Here is a 15,062-nt window from a genome sequence, read left to right as displayed (position 1 = left end):
GGTTGGAATCTAGCTACTGTTCGTTCTCTGGCTTCTGTCTACCCACGGCCCGGCCTGCACGCATGGCAGGGGGAGACAAATGATCCTTAGCGGTGTGAGATCCTTGAATCCATGATTCCGAATCGATCAAGCGAACCCTCCGACGGTTATACGCCGGATGAAGCTCTCGTGCTTCAAATAGCTGGAGGAAACGAGGCAGCTTTTGAGCAGCTATATGATCGATTTGCCCCTCAAGTCTTCGGTCTAGTTAGCCGTCTGCTAAGCGATGAGGGTCATAAAGAGGAAGTCACCCAAAAAATCTTTGTCGATGCTTGGCAGCATGCCGCTAGCTTCGACCCCCGGCGAACTACCGCGCTAACGTGGCTGTTGACGATCGCCCACCGATGCGCCGTGGATCAGATCCACTCAACATCACAGCGTCCGGAACCTGACCTGATAATCGATTCTAGAACCCCACAAGAAAGCGATCACCGTTTGGAAGATGGGGCGGCATTCCAGAATGAGGGCGAACGCATGACTACGGCCCTCCGCCAGCTGACTAAAGCGCAGCGAGAGGCGATCCAACTGGCCTATTTCGGAGGTCTAACGCACTGTGAGATCGCCGAGCATCTCCAAATACCAGTGGGCACGGTTCAATCCGGCATACGAGACGGAATGAAGAAACTACGAGATTTGATGGGAGTCGCGTGATGGACAAGCACAAGAGTGAGCTGTTCAGCGGCTTCGCACTGAACGCGCTGAGCCAGGCTGAACGCGATAAGGTGCTGCAGCACGCGGCCACCTCCGATACGGCCAGTCAAGAACTTGACTCGCTGCAACAGACTGCTGCCTACCTCGGTCTTACTGTTCCGGAGATCCAGCCGCCCCCGAGAATCAAGGCCAACGTCATGGATGCGATTCGCACCGTGGAACAGATCCCTGCCAGCGTCGCTGAAACCCAGGCCGTGCGTTTCGCAACGGAGGCAAAAGCTCAGCCATATCCTGCTAATGCACCCGCCGAAAGCATGCAGAAGGCTCGCAAAAAGTCGCAGAAGTTCTTTGCGCTGGCCGCGGGGATCTTACTTGTCGCTTCTGGTGCACTTGGCGCGATGGTGTGGAACCTGAATACTCAGCAGCAGCAGATGAATACCCTGATTCAGGCTATGAAGAGTGAGCGGGACACCATGATGCAGATCTTGAGCGCCCCAGACATGCAGTCCAAATCCCAGACGCTAGATGACGGTGCAACAATTAGGCTTTCCTACTCCGCAGAGTTTGGCGCCATGGCCGTGTCAACCCACTCAATGCCCAAACTTCCAGTAGGGAAAGGCTATGAACTGTGGCTCATCTCCGCTGAGAAAGCCACCCCTGCCGGCATGCTAGACCTTTCAAACGCTTCAGCAACAGCACTGATCACCGGTTCAATGGAAGGAATCACCCACTTCGGGATCACAGTGGAGCCCTCAACGGGATCACCTGCTCCGACCACCGAACCAATCCTCTTGCAAAGCCTATAGAAACGACCGCCAACCATACAGCGCCCACGGGACAATTCCGTGAAATCCAATCCAGACGCAGGGTGACTCCGAATAGGACTTATCCGGTGTTCGAGTAACGCATCCGAACACACCGCAACGAAGTGTGGGGTTCAGTGACATGGAGCAAAGCCAAAGAACAAACAAGCGTCGTATCTGGCGCTATCCAATAGCTGGCATCTGCTCAGCCATTGTCCTTTTCACGACCGCTCAAGCAGTGTCCACATTTTTCGGGACTGCTTCAGCACCATTCGTCGCCCTCGGGTCAACAATCATTGACTTCACCCCGCCATGGCTCAAAGATCTTGCCATCGGCTTATTCGGCACCAACGACAAGCTTTTTCTATTCATCACCCTATCGATCACCGCCGCCCTCTTAGCCGCCGCCGTAGGACTTGCCGCAGCGCGGAGCCTGAAACTCGGAATGATCTTGGTTTTGGGGCTATCAGTACTATTAGGTGCCTCGGTGCTGAGCCGCTCAGCAACAAACTTCCTGGATCTAATACCGACGATCGTTGGCACCGTATTAGGCCTGGGAACACTCACACTTCTTACCAGTATGGCTACCGGTGCCGCTGCACCAACGGACAAGCCCCAGGCCGAAAACACAACATCCCGAAGAAAATTTCTCCTCGGATCAGCCGGCACCGTGGCACTTGGATTGCTCGCCGTTGGCGCAACCCACGCCCTACGGACCCTTAGGAATACCGCCGAGTCAGCCCGCGCAGCCCTTGGTCTTCCCCCCGCGAAAGTGAAAGCTCAAGCTCCGCCCCCAGGCGCTGAACTGGACGTCCCCGGCGCCGCCCGATTCGTCACACCGAACCAGGACTTCTATCGGATCGACACAGCCCTGTCCGTGCCGCAGATCGACCCCCAAGACTGGTCATTAAAGATTCACGGAATGGTCGAGAAAGAATTCACACTCACATTCAATGAACTCTTGGATATGGACCTTGTCGAGCACTACCTCACCTTGACCTGTGTTTCCAACCCAGTAGGTGGCGATCTCGTTGGTAACGCCAAATGGCTTGGCTACCCGGTACGAGAACTGCTAGCCCAAGCCAAACCATTACCGGGTGCCGATATGGTCCTTTCCACCTCCATCGACGGCTTCAGCGCCTCTACGCCGCTAGAAGCGCTCACCGATAGCCGCGAAGCCCTGCTGGCCATTGGAATGAACAACGAACCCCTGCCACTCGAACACGGTTTTCCGGTGCGCATGGTGGTTCCTGGACTCTACGGGTACGTTTCGGCCACCAAATGGGTGGTTGATCTAGAAGTGACAAGGTTCCAAGACAAAGCAGCCTACTGGACGACTAGAGGCTGGTCGGAACGAGGACCAATCAAGATGTCATCCAGGATTGACACCCCACGGTCCTTCGCAAAGCTGCCCGCCGGAAAAGTTGTCTTCGGTGGCACCGCCTGGGCTCAAACCACGGGAGTTTCCAAAGTAGAGATCCGTATTGATAACGGGCCATGGCAAGAGGTAGAACTCGCCACCGAGCTTTCTGCAGACACCTGGCGTCAGTGGCGGTTCGAATGGAGTGATGCTACTGCGGGCAATCACTCTGCAACTGTCCGCATGACCAATGCCCAAGGCGAACTGCAGACAGAAGACACGGCAGCGCCTGTTCCTAACGGTTCCTCCGGCTGGCACCGGCTGCAATTCAGTGTCGAATAGCAGAAACCATGCGCTAGGAACTGGCAAGCCATCAAGACCTTGAACCATCCACTCTATTCAACTCCGAAAAGGGCTTCGGTTTCAAGAACTTTGAAGAAGGCCAAACCGGTGAATACAAGCTTGAAGCGGGCGCTAAGGGTCCCCAGGCTACCGAAATTCAGGTGCGCTAAACGCACCTAGTAATTCTATGAAGAGGGGCGAGATGGGTGTACGGCCCATCTCGCCCCTCTTCATTTGAGTAACTCGTTAAGCTCTTTCTTCGATGAAGCAACCGGCCAAGCCATCAAGATTCAAGAACCGCAGTGTCTTCACTTCTTAGTAGCCCTCATACCCGCAGATACCCCTCGGGTTGCTAGGATCGGTTACTCGCCGTTAGGGAATCCCAGTTAGGTGTTGTCGGCTTCTCATCCCTTCCCATGCAGCAGGTCGTCGAACAGGATCCGCTACCTGGGCTCAACGGACCTTCGGGAGTCACCGCAGGAGAATCGACCGGTTCCCCGCGATACTGAGCCGTCCGCTCCAGGGCGGCATCAACAAGCCCCGACACAAATATTGGATCTACCCCAACAGTCGCGGCCCGCACATAATCCAGTCCAAGATCCTTGGCAGTCTGCGCTGCCTCAGTATCAAGATCGTATTTCACCTCCATATGATCGGACACGAATCCCAGCGGAACAACAACTACACCTTCCACGCCCGAGCTAGCGAGCTCCTCGAGTCGATCATTGATATCAGGCTCCAACCACGGAGTCCGGGGTGAACCAGAACGTGAACAGAAGACAAGCTCAGCATCCAACGGTTGCTTTTCTTCCAGTTCTTGATTGATCCATTCGATCAGTTGCAGATGCTGTTCACGATACCCAACAGTGCGCCGCTCCGAGGCTTCTTGCATTGCTAGAGGGATCGAATGAGTGACATAGAGCAAACGATGCTTCTGCGGATCCAGTACCCCGACTTTCTGGATCAATTCGGTGAGTCCGCGATGCACACAATCCAATTCCGCATAGGCAAAGCCGGGATGGTTATAATACTGTCGGATCTTCTCGAAAGATACCTCGATACCTTCCTGGGCCAGGACATTTTGGGTATGGGCGAAATCTTCGCGATACTGCCGGCACGAGGAATAGCAAGAATACGCGGAAGTATCGATGGCAAGGAACCGCGACCCTCCCGTCCTTTTGGCGAAGTCGCGCACGGTGTCAGTGAGGTAAGGATCCCAGTTGCGGTTGCCCCACAATACTGGCGTCGTGACTCCACGTTGTTCGAACTCTTGACGTAGGGCTTCTAGTAGCTGGCGGTTCTGGTCGTTGATGGGGGACTTCCCGCCGAAGCCGTAATAGTGTTCACCTACTTCGACTAGTCGCTCATCCGGGATGCCTCGTCCCGCAGTGACATTCTGGAGAAACGGAAGAACATCTTCATCTTTCTCCGGTCCGCCGAAGGACATGAGGATGACTGCGTCGAAGGGGGTTAGATTGCTGCTTTCCATGCCTGAATTTTACGTACTGTAGAAAAAGCGTGAGTCCCTAATTCAGGGTGTCTCCAGCTTTGCTGAGTTTGCCGTTTCATTCTTGAAGTTGCCTGAGAGAATAACTAAAGTGGTACCATATCTAGTACCACTAGGAGGCGGCATGGCAATCACCACCAGCGAAGCGCGACGCGACTTGTTTGGTCTTATTGAACGAGTGAACCTGGACCACACCGAGGTTGAAATCATGTCCAAGCGTGGGTCTGCAGTGCTCATGTCGAAAGACGAGTACGACTCCCTCGTCGAAACCAGCCACCTACTGCGCTCACCCAAAAACGCAGTACGTCTGCTGGCAGCCTTGGAAGCGGCACGTAATGACCAGACTGCAGAACACGGGCTCATCGAACCGTGAGCGATAGACTCCTGACCTGGACTACTGGTGGATGGGAAGACTATGTCTACTGGCAGACCCAGGATCGTAAGACACTCAAACGCATTGACTTGCTGATCGAGGACGTGCTCCGTGACGATCCTTTTGAAGGTATCGGAAAGCCTGAACCGTTGAAGCATGCATTAGCTGGTGCGTGGTCGCGCCGCATCGATGACGTCAACCGACTGGTGTATATCGCTGATGACCGTGCAGTGACGATTCTTCAAGCGAAATACCACTACTGACACCGCCTTTTGGCGTTCTTGGTTTATCCCTGGGGCCCACTCCCCTGAGTGAATTCTTCACGCCGATAACCTCCGTTATGTAAAGCAGAAAAGATTTTATTTGCTTCCACGCACATAACGGGGTGGCTTGTGAAAAAGTGGAATATCCGACGCTAAGGATTAGTTCAGTGTCGCAGCTTCCTGTCATTTCGGTTCCCCAGAGGATTGGACTTCTGCGTTCACGGGTGGGGGTCGGGTGCGCAGAAATATCGCGCACGGTCCCGATGCGACGGCCGCGAGGAGCGCGAGCACTTCGAACTCCGCGGCGATGCTGACGGCCATTGCTGTCGAATCGACAAGGAGGTGTCCTCCGGCGTCACCGATTTCCCGGCCGAGTTCTGCCGACTCCATGGTGCCGCCCATTCGTTCCGGAGGAGTTATTGCTGCGAGGTGGTTGAACCCAAGAGGTATGGTGATCCCGACGCCGATGAGGGCCGCTGCCGCGAGCCGGAGCGCCGGATGATGAATTCTGTGCCTTGGACGGCCTCTCCGGGTGAGGGTACTGCGTGATTGTCCTTTCTCGCACGCGCTCCCGTAAAATGATGCAGGGCCATCCGGGGCGACCCTGCCCCTGACCATGGTTTCGCTGGCTCTGCGTTTCAGCCCGGGAACACCACATGAACAGGACGACACTACTTTTAGGGAGGGGAGCCCGCCGTGAACAAACGCCGAGCACCCTTGCTCGCGGGGTTTCGCCCTGCGTTCCTCATGGTGGCGCTGGTCCTTGGCCTGCTCGCGATGCACATCCTCGGCGTGGATCACCAGGTACCGCACGGAACCCATGGTTCCCCCGCCGCGGTCACCGACCAGTTGATTCCGGATTCCTCCTCGGACCTGACCCACCTGTCGGCGTCGGGGCAGCACGCCCCAGTCGACGAGTCCCTCGCATCTCTTGCGGCCGATTCCCTGGGCGGCATCGAATCCGCCGTGCTCGGCATGTGTGTCCTTGCACTGTCCCTGGGTGGGCTCTTCTTCCACCTGGTTTCCCGGGCCTTCCGGCCGGTCCCCGGTCGCGGGCTGACTGCCCCGCCGGTGACCCGGATTCCACAAAGCCGCGCCCGTACAACACCTTCGCTGGTGCAGCTTTCGATCAGTCGTACGTAAAAAGCCGTGGATTGCCCCCGGGTCATTCATCCCCTTTTTCGTGCCCAGTTCCGCCAGGGAAGCCCCAATACCGGCACCTCCTTGGCGCCACCGGGGTTTCCTCCCCGGGACCACCGGCCCTGTCTTCACCGGCTCCACATCAGTAGTTGCCGCGGTGGTTCCGGCTGTTGAGCGACACCACGAACCGGCGATGAACGCCATGGGAAAACCACCTCTGCCCAACGAGTGGCATTTGCCGGCCCGACCGACGTGTTCGGTCGGCGGCCCGCTGCCGCCATCCACGCATTGAGTGGGTGTCGGGCACCCAAAATCACTCCAGCAGGCTCATTCCTGCTCATTTTCCCTTGGAGAACCATGTCTTCCTCCCTGCCCATTTTCCGTCGTACCCGAACGTGGACGGCGACGGCCATCGCCGTGCTCGCCACCCTGGGACTTGCCGCGTGCGGTGAACCCACGAAGTCCAGTGCCGGCGACGTGCCACAGGCCAACCCCTATGGCCACATCCACGCCATCAGCATCGAAGAATCAATCCAACGGCTCCTGCTCGCCACCCACAACGGCCTTTTCGACGCGACCGCGACTGTTCCCCAAAAGATCGGCCCCACGATTGACCTCATGGGCTTCACCGCCGCAGCGGACGGGTCCTTCTACGCTTCCGGGCATCCCGGTCCGGGTGTTGATCTGCCCAATCCCCTGGGTTTGATGAAATCGACCGACGGCGGAGAATCCTGGACCCCCCTCTCTTTGCAGGGAGAATCGGATTTTCATGCGCTGACCGTGACCAGCGACCAAATTGTTGGATTCGACGGGATCCTTCGGTCGACGGCTGATGGCCAAAAGTGGTCGGATGTCGGGCCGATGTCACCCTCCCCGTATGCGTTGGTGGGAAGCCCCGACAATACCGTCGTTCTGGCCACCACGGAGGAAGGTGTATGGCGATCCATCGGCAGTGGCAGAACCTGGTCGGCGCCGAGTGGAGGCCCGAGGCTCCTCACGGCTGCCTTCGCGGATCCGATGACCATCGTGGGTGTCACACCCGAAGGCAGCGTCTACCTCAGTGCCGATGCAGGCCTGTCCTGGAAAGCAGCAGGCACCGAGGTGGGCCAACCGGCGGCCATGGGAGCCACCCGGACCGCGGACGGGGCGCTGTCCGCCTGGATGGCCATGGAACGCGGACTGGTGAAGTTCACCTACGACGGCACAACCTTCGTCGAGGAAACCCGATGAGTCTAACGATCCCGAAGCCTTCTAGCATCCGCCCCCTCGTGGTCATCAGGGAAGCCACGGAAGAAGACTTGCGTTCGATGGCTTCCGACATGATCCGGTATCTGCCCGATGGGCTGTTCCCGCGCCTGGGAAAACGCTTCGTGCGGCGATGGATGAAAACCTTTCTCACCGAACAATACGGGGTGGCCCTAGTGGCGGTAACCATCGATGACCCGCGTCAGCAAGTGGGTTTCCTCATCGGTTCAACCAACCAGATCCACCACGTGGCCGACGTCCTGCACCAGCACAAGTGGAGCCTCCTGTTCGCGGGGCTGGCGGCACTTTCCCTCCGGCCGCGGGTGCTTCTTCACTTCCTGCGAACCCGGGCCAGGCCGTACCTGCGCAGGGTTTTGGGTCGCACGGCCAACGCCGGGGACAATGTCGAGGCCCGTCCGGCCACGGCCGTCATCACCTCGCTCGTGGTGCTGCCGACCGAGAGGGGCGGGGGCATCGGAGGGCTTCTCGTGGAGGAATTCCTCGACCGCGCCGTGGCGGACCGGGCAGCCCTGGCCGAGCTTGTCACCACGGCAGGGTCCGCAGGGTCCGGGGCGTTCTACAAGAAGCTTGGCTGGACCTGCGTTGGGGAACGCTCTTCCAAGGACGGGACACCCATCCACACCTACCAACGTTCCCTGCCATAGCAAGATGCAGGTGACAACGCAGGGCCCCGTCCAAACCATGTCCACGGCACCGGGCTCTGGCCAAAGCCAGTACTTCCGTGGAGATCGACACTTGAACAAACATACCCCAGGGGGGGGTATGTTTGGAGGTGTTCCCAGTGAAGCCTCACGGTTCAGCCATTGACGGGTCCAGCCGCCGAGGCCGTCCAGTACTCAACGAAGGAGAATCATGGAAGAGCACAGCCACGGGCACGTCCGCCAGGAGGCAATGCCGGGCATGGACCACGCGGCCATGGGGCACGATGACCATGCGGTCCACACCCAGGGCCAGCATGCCGGACACAGCACCGCCATGTTCAAGAACCGCTTCTGGTTGACCCTGGCACTGTCTGTTCCCGTGGTGTATTTCAGCCCCATGGTCGGGCACCTGCTCGGCTACACCCCGCCGCAGTTTCCCGGCTCACCGTGGATTGCACCGATTCTGGGCACGGTCATCTTCTTCTACGGCGGCCAACCGTTCCTCAGGGGCGGTTGGCAGGAAACCAAGGTCCGCCAGCCGGGCATGATGCTGCTGATTTCCATGGCCATCGCCGTCGCGTTCATCGCCTCCTGGGTGACCAGCCTGGGGATCGGCGGATTCGATCTGGATTTCTGGTGGGAACTGGCCCTGCTGGTGGCCATCATGCTGCTGGGGCACTGGATCGAAATGCGGGCGCTGGGATCGGCCCGCGGCGCCCTGGACGCACTGGCAGCGCTGCTCCCCGATGAGGCCGAGCGGGTCATCGACGGCGGCACCGAAACCATCGGCATCACCGAACTGGTGGCCGGGGACATTGTCCTGGTGCGCTCGGGGGCACGGATGCCTGCCGACGGCGTGGTCACCGAGGGGTCCGCCGAGGTGGATGAGTCGATGATCACCGGGGAGTCAAAAACCGTCCCCCGCACCATCGGGGACCGGGTGGTGGCAGGGACCGTGGCCACCGACAGTTCCCTGCGCCTGCAGGTCACCGCCGTCGGGGACGACACCGCACTGGCCGGGATCCAGCGTCTGGTGGCCGAGGCCCAGTCATCCACCTCCCGGGCCCAGGCGCTGGCCGACCGGGCCGCCGCGTTCCTGTTTTACTTTGCGGCCGGTGCCGGCGTCATGACCTTCATCGTCTGGTCCCTGTTGGGCAGCATCCCGGATGCCGTGACCCGCACGGTGACGGTCCTGGTCATTGCCTGCCCGCATGCCCTGGGGCTGGCCATCCCGTTGGTGATTGCGATCTCCACCGAGCGGGCAGCCCGCGCCGGGGTGCTGATTAAAAACAGGATGGCCCTGGAACGGATGCGCACCATCGACGTCGTCTTGTTCGACAAGACCGGCACCCTGACCAAGGGAGAACCGGCACTCACCGATATCGAGGCGATCCATGGCCTGTTGACCGATGATTTGTTGGCCCTCGCCGCCGCCGCCGAATCCGACAGCGAACACCCCGTGGCCCGCGCCATCGTCAACGCCGCCCACCTCACGGGTTCACCCGTGCCGACGGCCACGGACTTCAGGTCCATGACCGGCCGCGGGGTCCAGGCAACCGTTGACGGCTCAACCCTCGCCGTGGGAGGACCCGCACTTCTGGCGGAGATGAACCTGACCGAACCCGAACAGATCTCCGCGGCAACACGGGGCTGGAAGAACCGGGGCGCCTCGGTGCTGCACGTGATTCGCGACGGGGCCGTGATCGGGGCCCTCGCCCTGGAAGACAAGGTCAGGGATGAATCCCGCCAGGCCGTCCAAGCGCTGCAAAACCGAGGCATCAAGGTCGCCATGATCACCGGAGACGCACGCCAGGTAGCCCAGGCCGTGGCCGCCGAACTGCACATCGATGAGGTGTTCGCCGAGGTCCTGCCCCAGGACAAGGACCAGAAGGTCGCCGAACTGCAGGGCCGCGGCCTGAAAGTGGCCATGGTCGGTGACGGCGTCAACGATGCCCCGGCCCTGGCCCGCGCCGAGGTCGGCATCGCGATCGGTGCCGGCACCGACGTCGCCATGGAATCTGCAGGAGTGGTGCTGGCCGGCAACGACCCCCGCGCCGTACTCTCCATGGTGGATCTCTCCCACGCGAGCTACCGGAAAATGTGGCAGAACCTGGTGTGGGCCACCGGCTACAACATCATTTCCGTACCCTTGGCAGCAGGGGTGTTCGCGTTTGCCGGGATCGTGCTCTCGCCTGCAGTCGGCGCGGTGCTGATGTCCCTGTCCACCATCGTGGTCGCCCTGAACGCCCAATTGCTGCGCCGGCTCAGGCTCAACCCCACCGACGCCCGCTGAGCCTCGGGAAATTGAGAAGAACCCCAGCCGGCACCCGCAGAATCCGCAAGAACCCGATAATTCCGGCCATCCAGAGGAAGGACCCCGCCGTGCGTACAAGCAAAACCCAGCCCGTGGAGGGTTCCTTCCTGTTCAGGCTCGGTTTGTTCGCCGTCGTGGTGGCCATTATCGGGGGCCTGCTGGGCATGCATGTCGTCGGTGGAATCCACACAGCGTCGATGGTTCCGGCGCCGATGGCCAGCCCGTCCGCCCCGGCCCCTCCCACCGTGCATGCCGCGGTGTCGAACCACGCATCATCGCCACATGCCTCGCCGGTGGCAGGGCATGCCACACTCGAGCACCCCGGGGGCACGCCGACGTGTGGGGGCTCGCCTGCCGACGGCCATTCCTCCGTGGCCGGGCACGGCAGCTGCGTCCCTTCCTTCGGACCAGGCCTCCCGGGCGTCCCCCTGCCGGGGATGCTCGCCTGGCCCCATGCGGAAACCGCTTTCACCAGCGCCCCCGGACCCAAGTCAATGGGCCGCGTTCCCGATCCACCTTCACTGATTCAGCTTTCGATCAACCGGACGTAAACCGATGACCTGCGCCGCCGCCGTGATGGCAAGCACCATCGGTGCACTCCCGCCAGGGAGCGCCGTTTACCTCTCGAAACCCCTGTAGTGAAGGAATGATCCCCTTGAAGAAATTTCTAGCCCTTTCAGCCACCGCCGTCGCCGCCGTCATTGCCCTGACCGGTTGCTCCACCGGGACCGGTGAAGACATGCCCGGCATGGACCACAGCGCCTCGGCGACCACCAGCCAGACAACGGCGGTCACCGGCGGGGAGCACAATTCCGCCGACACGATGTTCGCCCAGATGATGATTCCCCACCACGAGCAGGCGGTGGAGATGAGTGAGATCATGCTGGCCAAGACCGGCCTCGATCCCAAGATCGAGACATTGTCCCAGGAGATCAAGGCCGCGCAGGCCCCGGAAATCCAAAAGATGACCGCTTGGCTCACCGGATGGGGCGAACCGACGGCCACGTCCGGAAGCCACGGCATGGACGGCATGATGACCGAGTCAGACCTGGACAAGCTCACGGCCGCACAGGGCACCGAGTTGAGCAAGCTGTTCCTGACCCAGATGATCGCCCACCACGAAGGGGCCGTGAAGATGGCCGATACAGAGGTCACCGACGGCAAGAACGCCGACGCGGTGGCCCTGGCCAAGGACATCGTCTCTTCCCAGGAATCCGAGATCAAGGAGATGCAGGACCTGCTCGCCACCCTCTAGCAGCCCTCGGCATTGCCTTTTGCTGTGGTGGTTCCGAGATGTTTCGGAACCACCACCTGCACCTCTTCTTCCCTGCCGGGTACGACCGGGCTTGTTCCCGCATGCCTCTTTGCTGTGCCCGGACGATACCCCTGTGCCAGCGCTCGGTCGCTACCGCATCTCCCCGTTCGTTCCTCGTCTGAACATACATTCTTGAAGGATTCATTCATGTCCCACCAACTCAACCGCCGTTCGTTCCTCGGGCTCTCCGTCGCCACGACCGCAGTGGCTGCCCTGGCCGCCTGTACCCCCACGCCCCCCGCCAAGGTAGGGGCCGCTCGCATTCTGCCCACCGACCCGATCATCGCCACCTACGAAGCCCGGCGGGCCAGCACCGGCAAAACCGTCAGCCAAACACTCACCCCGGGGCCCTTGACCACCACCCGGGCCGGGAGGGACATCGCCACGTGGGGATACAACGGTTCCCTCGTCGCCCCCACCCTGCGCGGCACCGTCGGCGACCAGCTCAATGTCACCGTCGCCAACAAGCTCACCGAATCCACCAGCATCCACTGGCACGGGCTTGCCATGCGCAACGATGCCGACGGCGTGCCGGGCCTCACGCAGGAGGGCATCGGTGCCGGCACGAATTTTGCCTATGATTTCAAGTTGCCGCACCCGGGCACCTATTGGTACCACTCGCACGTGGAGATGCAACGAGAACGGGCCCTCTATGGAGCCCTGATCATCGAGGATCCCCAGGAACCGTTGACGTACGACAAGGAATGGGTGATCGTCCTGGATGACTGGATGGACGGTATCACCGGGACCCCGGATGACGTCTTGAAGGAACTGTCCGGCGGCATGGGAGACATGGGCGGCATGGACCACGGTGACACCGCCGACCCCATGGTCATGGGCCACATGCTCATGGGTGCCACCAGCGACGTCCTGGGCGGCGACGCCGGGGATGCGGCCTACCCGATGCATCTGTTCAACGGAACCACCGCCGAAAAGCCGGAGACCTTCACGGCCAAGCCGGGTGAAAGAATCCGCCTGCGCATCATCAACGCCGCGGGCGACACCGCCTACCGTGTCGGGGTCCCGAACCAGAAACTCACCGTGACCCACACCGACGGATTCCCCGTCGAGCACACCGAGGCCGATGCCATCGTCTTGGGCATGGGCGAACGCATCGACGCGATCCTGACCGTCCGCGACGGCTACACCCCCGTGCTGGCACTGGCCGAGGGCAAGGCCCAAATGGCCTACGGAGTTCTCTCCACCGGATCCGGGACCGCCCCGGCGAGGGTCGACCTCCCTAAGACCTTGACGGGCAAGGTCCTCGACGGCGGCCAACTCACCGCCGACCCCTCGGTGAACCTGACGGCCAAGACACCTGACCGGGTCCACGAGCTGCGGCTGACCGGCGGGATGGAGAACTACGATTGGGGCATCAACGGCCACCGCTTCGACATGGCCAAACCATTCGAGAACGCCTTTGACATCCAGGCCGGCGAACGGGTGGAGGTGAAATTCGTCAACGACACCGAGATGTGGCACCCGATGCACATCCACGGCCACACCTTCCAAATCAGAACCACCGGCGCACGCAAGGACACCGTCATCGTCCGCCCCCGGGAAACCGTCACCGTCCAGTTCGACGCCGACAACCCCGGCCAATGGCTCACACACTGCCACAACGCATACCACGCCGAACGCGGCATGATGGGCGTCTTCTCCTACCTCAAGTAGAACCGGCCGCCGCAGCGGCATGGCGCCCTGTCCCAAGCAGTTCTAACACCAGCAGGGAATTTTCCGCCGAATCGCAGGCCAGTCCAGCAGGGCCCCGGTCGGGCAGCGATTCGGCGGAAAACCACCACAGGTTGGGGTATGAGTAGTACGGGAACAGGATTGCGCGTTTAGGCGTGAATTCGTCAAATATCCGATGCTAAGCCCGTGCGGCGTCCGGTAACGATCGTTCGCGAGACACTTCTCCTCCGGTTTCGTGCACCGCGGTGTGAATCGCAGAGTTAAATGTCGCGGCTCTCGCAAGTGTTTGCGTCAGTCCGGTGGCCACTGTGTTTGATTAAGAGGTTTGAAATGGTGTAGCACTACCTAGCCCCACACAATGGGAAACGACGTTTGCACAAAAGCGAATGCATGTGCACGGCATGCTCACTTGAACCTATAAGAAAACTCCCAACGCAACACGTTGAGAGTTTTCCGGCACACCTGGAAATTCTGAGGGAGAATCCCGGATGCTATTGCCTGGCATCTTGAGGTACCCCAGACAACTAGCCAGCGCAACACCTGGGTAGGGCGATGCGTGACCTGAGAACTCACTCAGTTTCCTCAAAGTAAGTCCACCCAAATACCATTCCATCACGACGCAGTTAGAGTCAAACACGGATGCAAAAGAAGCACCTACCCCTAAACCAGTCAGAGTTACCTGCTGTCTAGAGCACGGGTTCCGGCACATCGGTTAGCGGCGTCATTGCGAAGGGTAACGGATAGAGAACGCATTCACTTTGGGTGCGGGTACTCTTAAAATGAAGAACTTCAGCAGGGAAGGCAGGATGCGATGGCTCGGAACATGACGCCTCGTCTTTTCCCGCGTCTGCTTGTTCCGAAGCTGGACGGTCACGTGGTCCGCCGCCCCATTGTTGTATTTCTGGGTCTAGCCGGAATCATTCTCGGAATCCTGGCAATGCATGTCATGGGAGTATCGCACCAGGGGCTAGATACTGCAGGGCATGGCGCGGCCTCTGCGCAACTCGCCGTCTCCCACGACCACAGCCCTACTATGATGCCAGCTCCCGGTGGGGCCGATGGCCATGCAGATGGTGCCTGTTCCGGGCCGTGCAATGGCGAGCATCACCTCATGGCCGTCATGTGCATGCTGATGGTTGTTGTCGTCTCCGTCTTGTGGTTCCTACCCAAACGCTGGTTCATCATCCCGGGCAAGGGGTTGCGAGCCCCGCCGGCCTTGCGTCTTCCAGAACTGCGGTTGCAGTGGACTCCTTCACTCATCGAACTCTCTATCAGTCGCACTTAAAAATGCCGGCAGCCTTTCCCGCTTCAGGGAAGAGCTCCGGCTATGCGTGCGCACGCTCGTGTGCGGGTTTA

The 15,062-nt window shown here is 60.2% G+C and carries 13 protein-coding genes; 12 read left to right on the top strand and 1 reads right to left on the bottom strand.

The window, feature by feature from the left end:
* The first annotated feature begins 111 nt into the window (after positions 1 to 111).
* The 3 genes from RF641_RS11190 (at position 112) to RF641_RS11180 (ending at position 3,195) form a co-directional block, all read left to right on the top strand.
* Positions 112 to 690: a sigma-70 family RNA polymerase sigma factor gene (locus RF641_RS11190; RefSeq protein WP_161449076.1), complete on the top strand. Its 579-nt coding sequence runs from the start codon at positions 112 to 114 to the stop codon at positions 688 to 690.
* Positions 690 to 1,496 (top strand): anti-sigma factor, encoded by an 807-nt coding sequence (locus RF641_RS11185; RefSeq protein ID WP_424573190.1) that lies wholly within the window; start codon positions 690 to 692, stop codon positions 1,494 to 1,496. Before RF641_RS11190 ends, RF641_RS11185 begins: the two co-directional genes overlap by 1 nt.
* Positions 1,497 to 1,635: 139 nt before the next feature.
* Positions 1,636 to 3,195, top strand: coding sequence for a molybdopterin-dependent oxidoreductase (locus RF641_RS11180; RefSeq protein WP_161449079.1), 1,560 nt, complete (start codon positions 1,636 to 1,638; stop codon positions 3,193 to 3,195).
* Between the two features lie 352 nt (positions 3,196 to 3,547).
* Here RF641_RS11180 and RF641_RS11175 read toward each other — a convergent pair whose 3' ends face one another.
* On the bottom strand, positions 3,548 to 4,684 hold the full coding sequence (locus tag RF641_RS11175) for a ferrochelatase (protein WP_161449082.1): 1,137 nt from the start codon (positions 4,682 to 4,684) through the stop codon (positions 3,548 to 3,550).
* Between the two features lie 142 nt (positions 4,685 to 4,826).
* Here RF641_RS11175 and RF641_RS11170 point away from each other — a divergent pair, with 142 nt between their 5' ends.
* The 9 genes from RF641_RS11170 to RF641_RS11130 all read left to right on the top strand — a co-directional run bounded on the left by RF641_RS11170 (position 4,827) and on the right by RF641_RS11130 (position 13,688).
* Positions 4,827 to 5,075: a type II toxin-antitoxin system Phd/YefM family antitoxin gene (locus RF641_RS11170; RefSeq protein WP_022876888.1), complete on the top strand. Its 249-nt coding sequence runs from the start codon at positions 4,827 to 4,829 to the stop codon at positions 5,073 to 5,075.
* Positions 5,072 to 5,338 carry a Txe/YoeB family addiction module toxin gene (locus RF641_RS11165; protein WP_161449083.1) on the top strand — a complete coding sequence of 89 codons (267 nt, stop codon included), beginning with the start codon at positions 5,072 to 5,074 and terminating at the stop codon, positions 5,336 to 5,338. The genes RF641_RS11170 and RF641_RS11165 overlap by 4 nt, the downstream gene beginning before the upstream one ends.
* Positions 5,339 to 6,034: 696 nt before the next feature.
* Positions 6,035 to 6,481, top strand: coding sequence for a DUF6153 family protein (locus RF641_RS11160; protein ID WP_424573189.1), 447 nt, complete (start codon positions 6,035 to 6,037; stop codon positions 6,479 to 6,481).
* A gap of 354 nt (positions 6,482 to 6,835) precedes the next feature.
* Complete coding sequence (locus RF641_RS11155) at positions 6,836 to 7,708, top strand: F510_1955 family glycosylhydrolase (RefSeq protein ID WP_424573188.1); 873 nt, start codon at positions 6,836 to 6,838, stop codon at positions 7,706 to 7,708.
* Complete coding sequence (locus tag RF641_RS11150) at positions 7,705 to 8,388, top strand: GNAT family N-acetyltransferase (protein WP_424573187.1); 684 nt, start codon at positions 7,705 to 7,707, stop codon at positions 8,386 to 8,388. Before RF641_RS11155 ends, RF641_RS11150 begins: the two co-directional genes overlap by 4 nt.
* A gap of 208 nt (positions 8,389 to 8,596) precedes the next feature.
* A complete protein-coding gene (locus tag RF641_RS11145; protein ID WP_424573186.1) occupies positions 8,597 to 10,678 on the top strand; it encodes a copper-translocating P-type ATPase in 2,082 nt (693 codons plus the stop codon).
* Between the two features lie 89 nt (positions 10,679 to 10,767).
* Positions 10,768 to 11,250 (top strand): hypothetical protein, encoded by a 483-nt coding sequence (locus RF641_RS11140; protein ID WP_424573185.1) that lies wholly within the window; start codon positions 10,768 to 10,770, stop codon positions 11,248 to 11,250.
* Positions 11,251 to 11,345: 95 nt separating this feature from the next.
* Positions 11,346 to 11,954: a DUF305 domain-containing protein gene (locus RF641_RS11135; RefSeq protein WP_424573184.1), complete on the top strand. Its 609-nt coding sequence runs from the start codon at positions 11,346 to 11,348 to the stop codon at positions 11,952 to 11,954.
* 207 nt (positions 11,955 to 12,161) lie between these two features.
* Complete coding sequence (locus RF641_RS11130) at positions 12,162 to 13,688, top strand: multicopper oxidase family protein (protein WP_424573183.1); 1,527 nt, start codon at positions 12,162 to 12,164, stop codon at positions 13,686 to 13,688.
* The last annotated feature ends 1,374 nt before the right edge of the window (positions 13,689 to 15,062 follow it).

Origin of the sequence: Arthrobacter sp. 'calajunan' (genome assembly GCF_046940185.1) — a bacterium.
GTDB classification, from domain to species: domain Bacteria; phylum Actinomycetota; class Actinomycetes; order Actinomycetales; family Micrococcaceae; genus Glutamicibacter; species Glutamicibacter soli.
The sequence above is the reverse complement of the archived record's forward strand: the minus strand, read 5'-3'. Positions and strand labels throughout refer to the sequence as shown.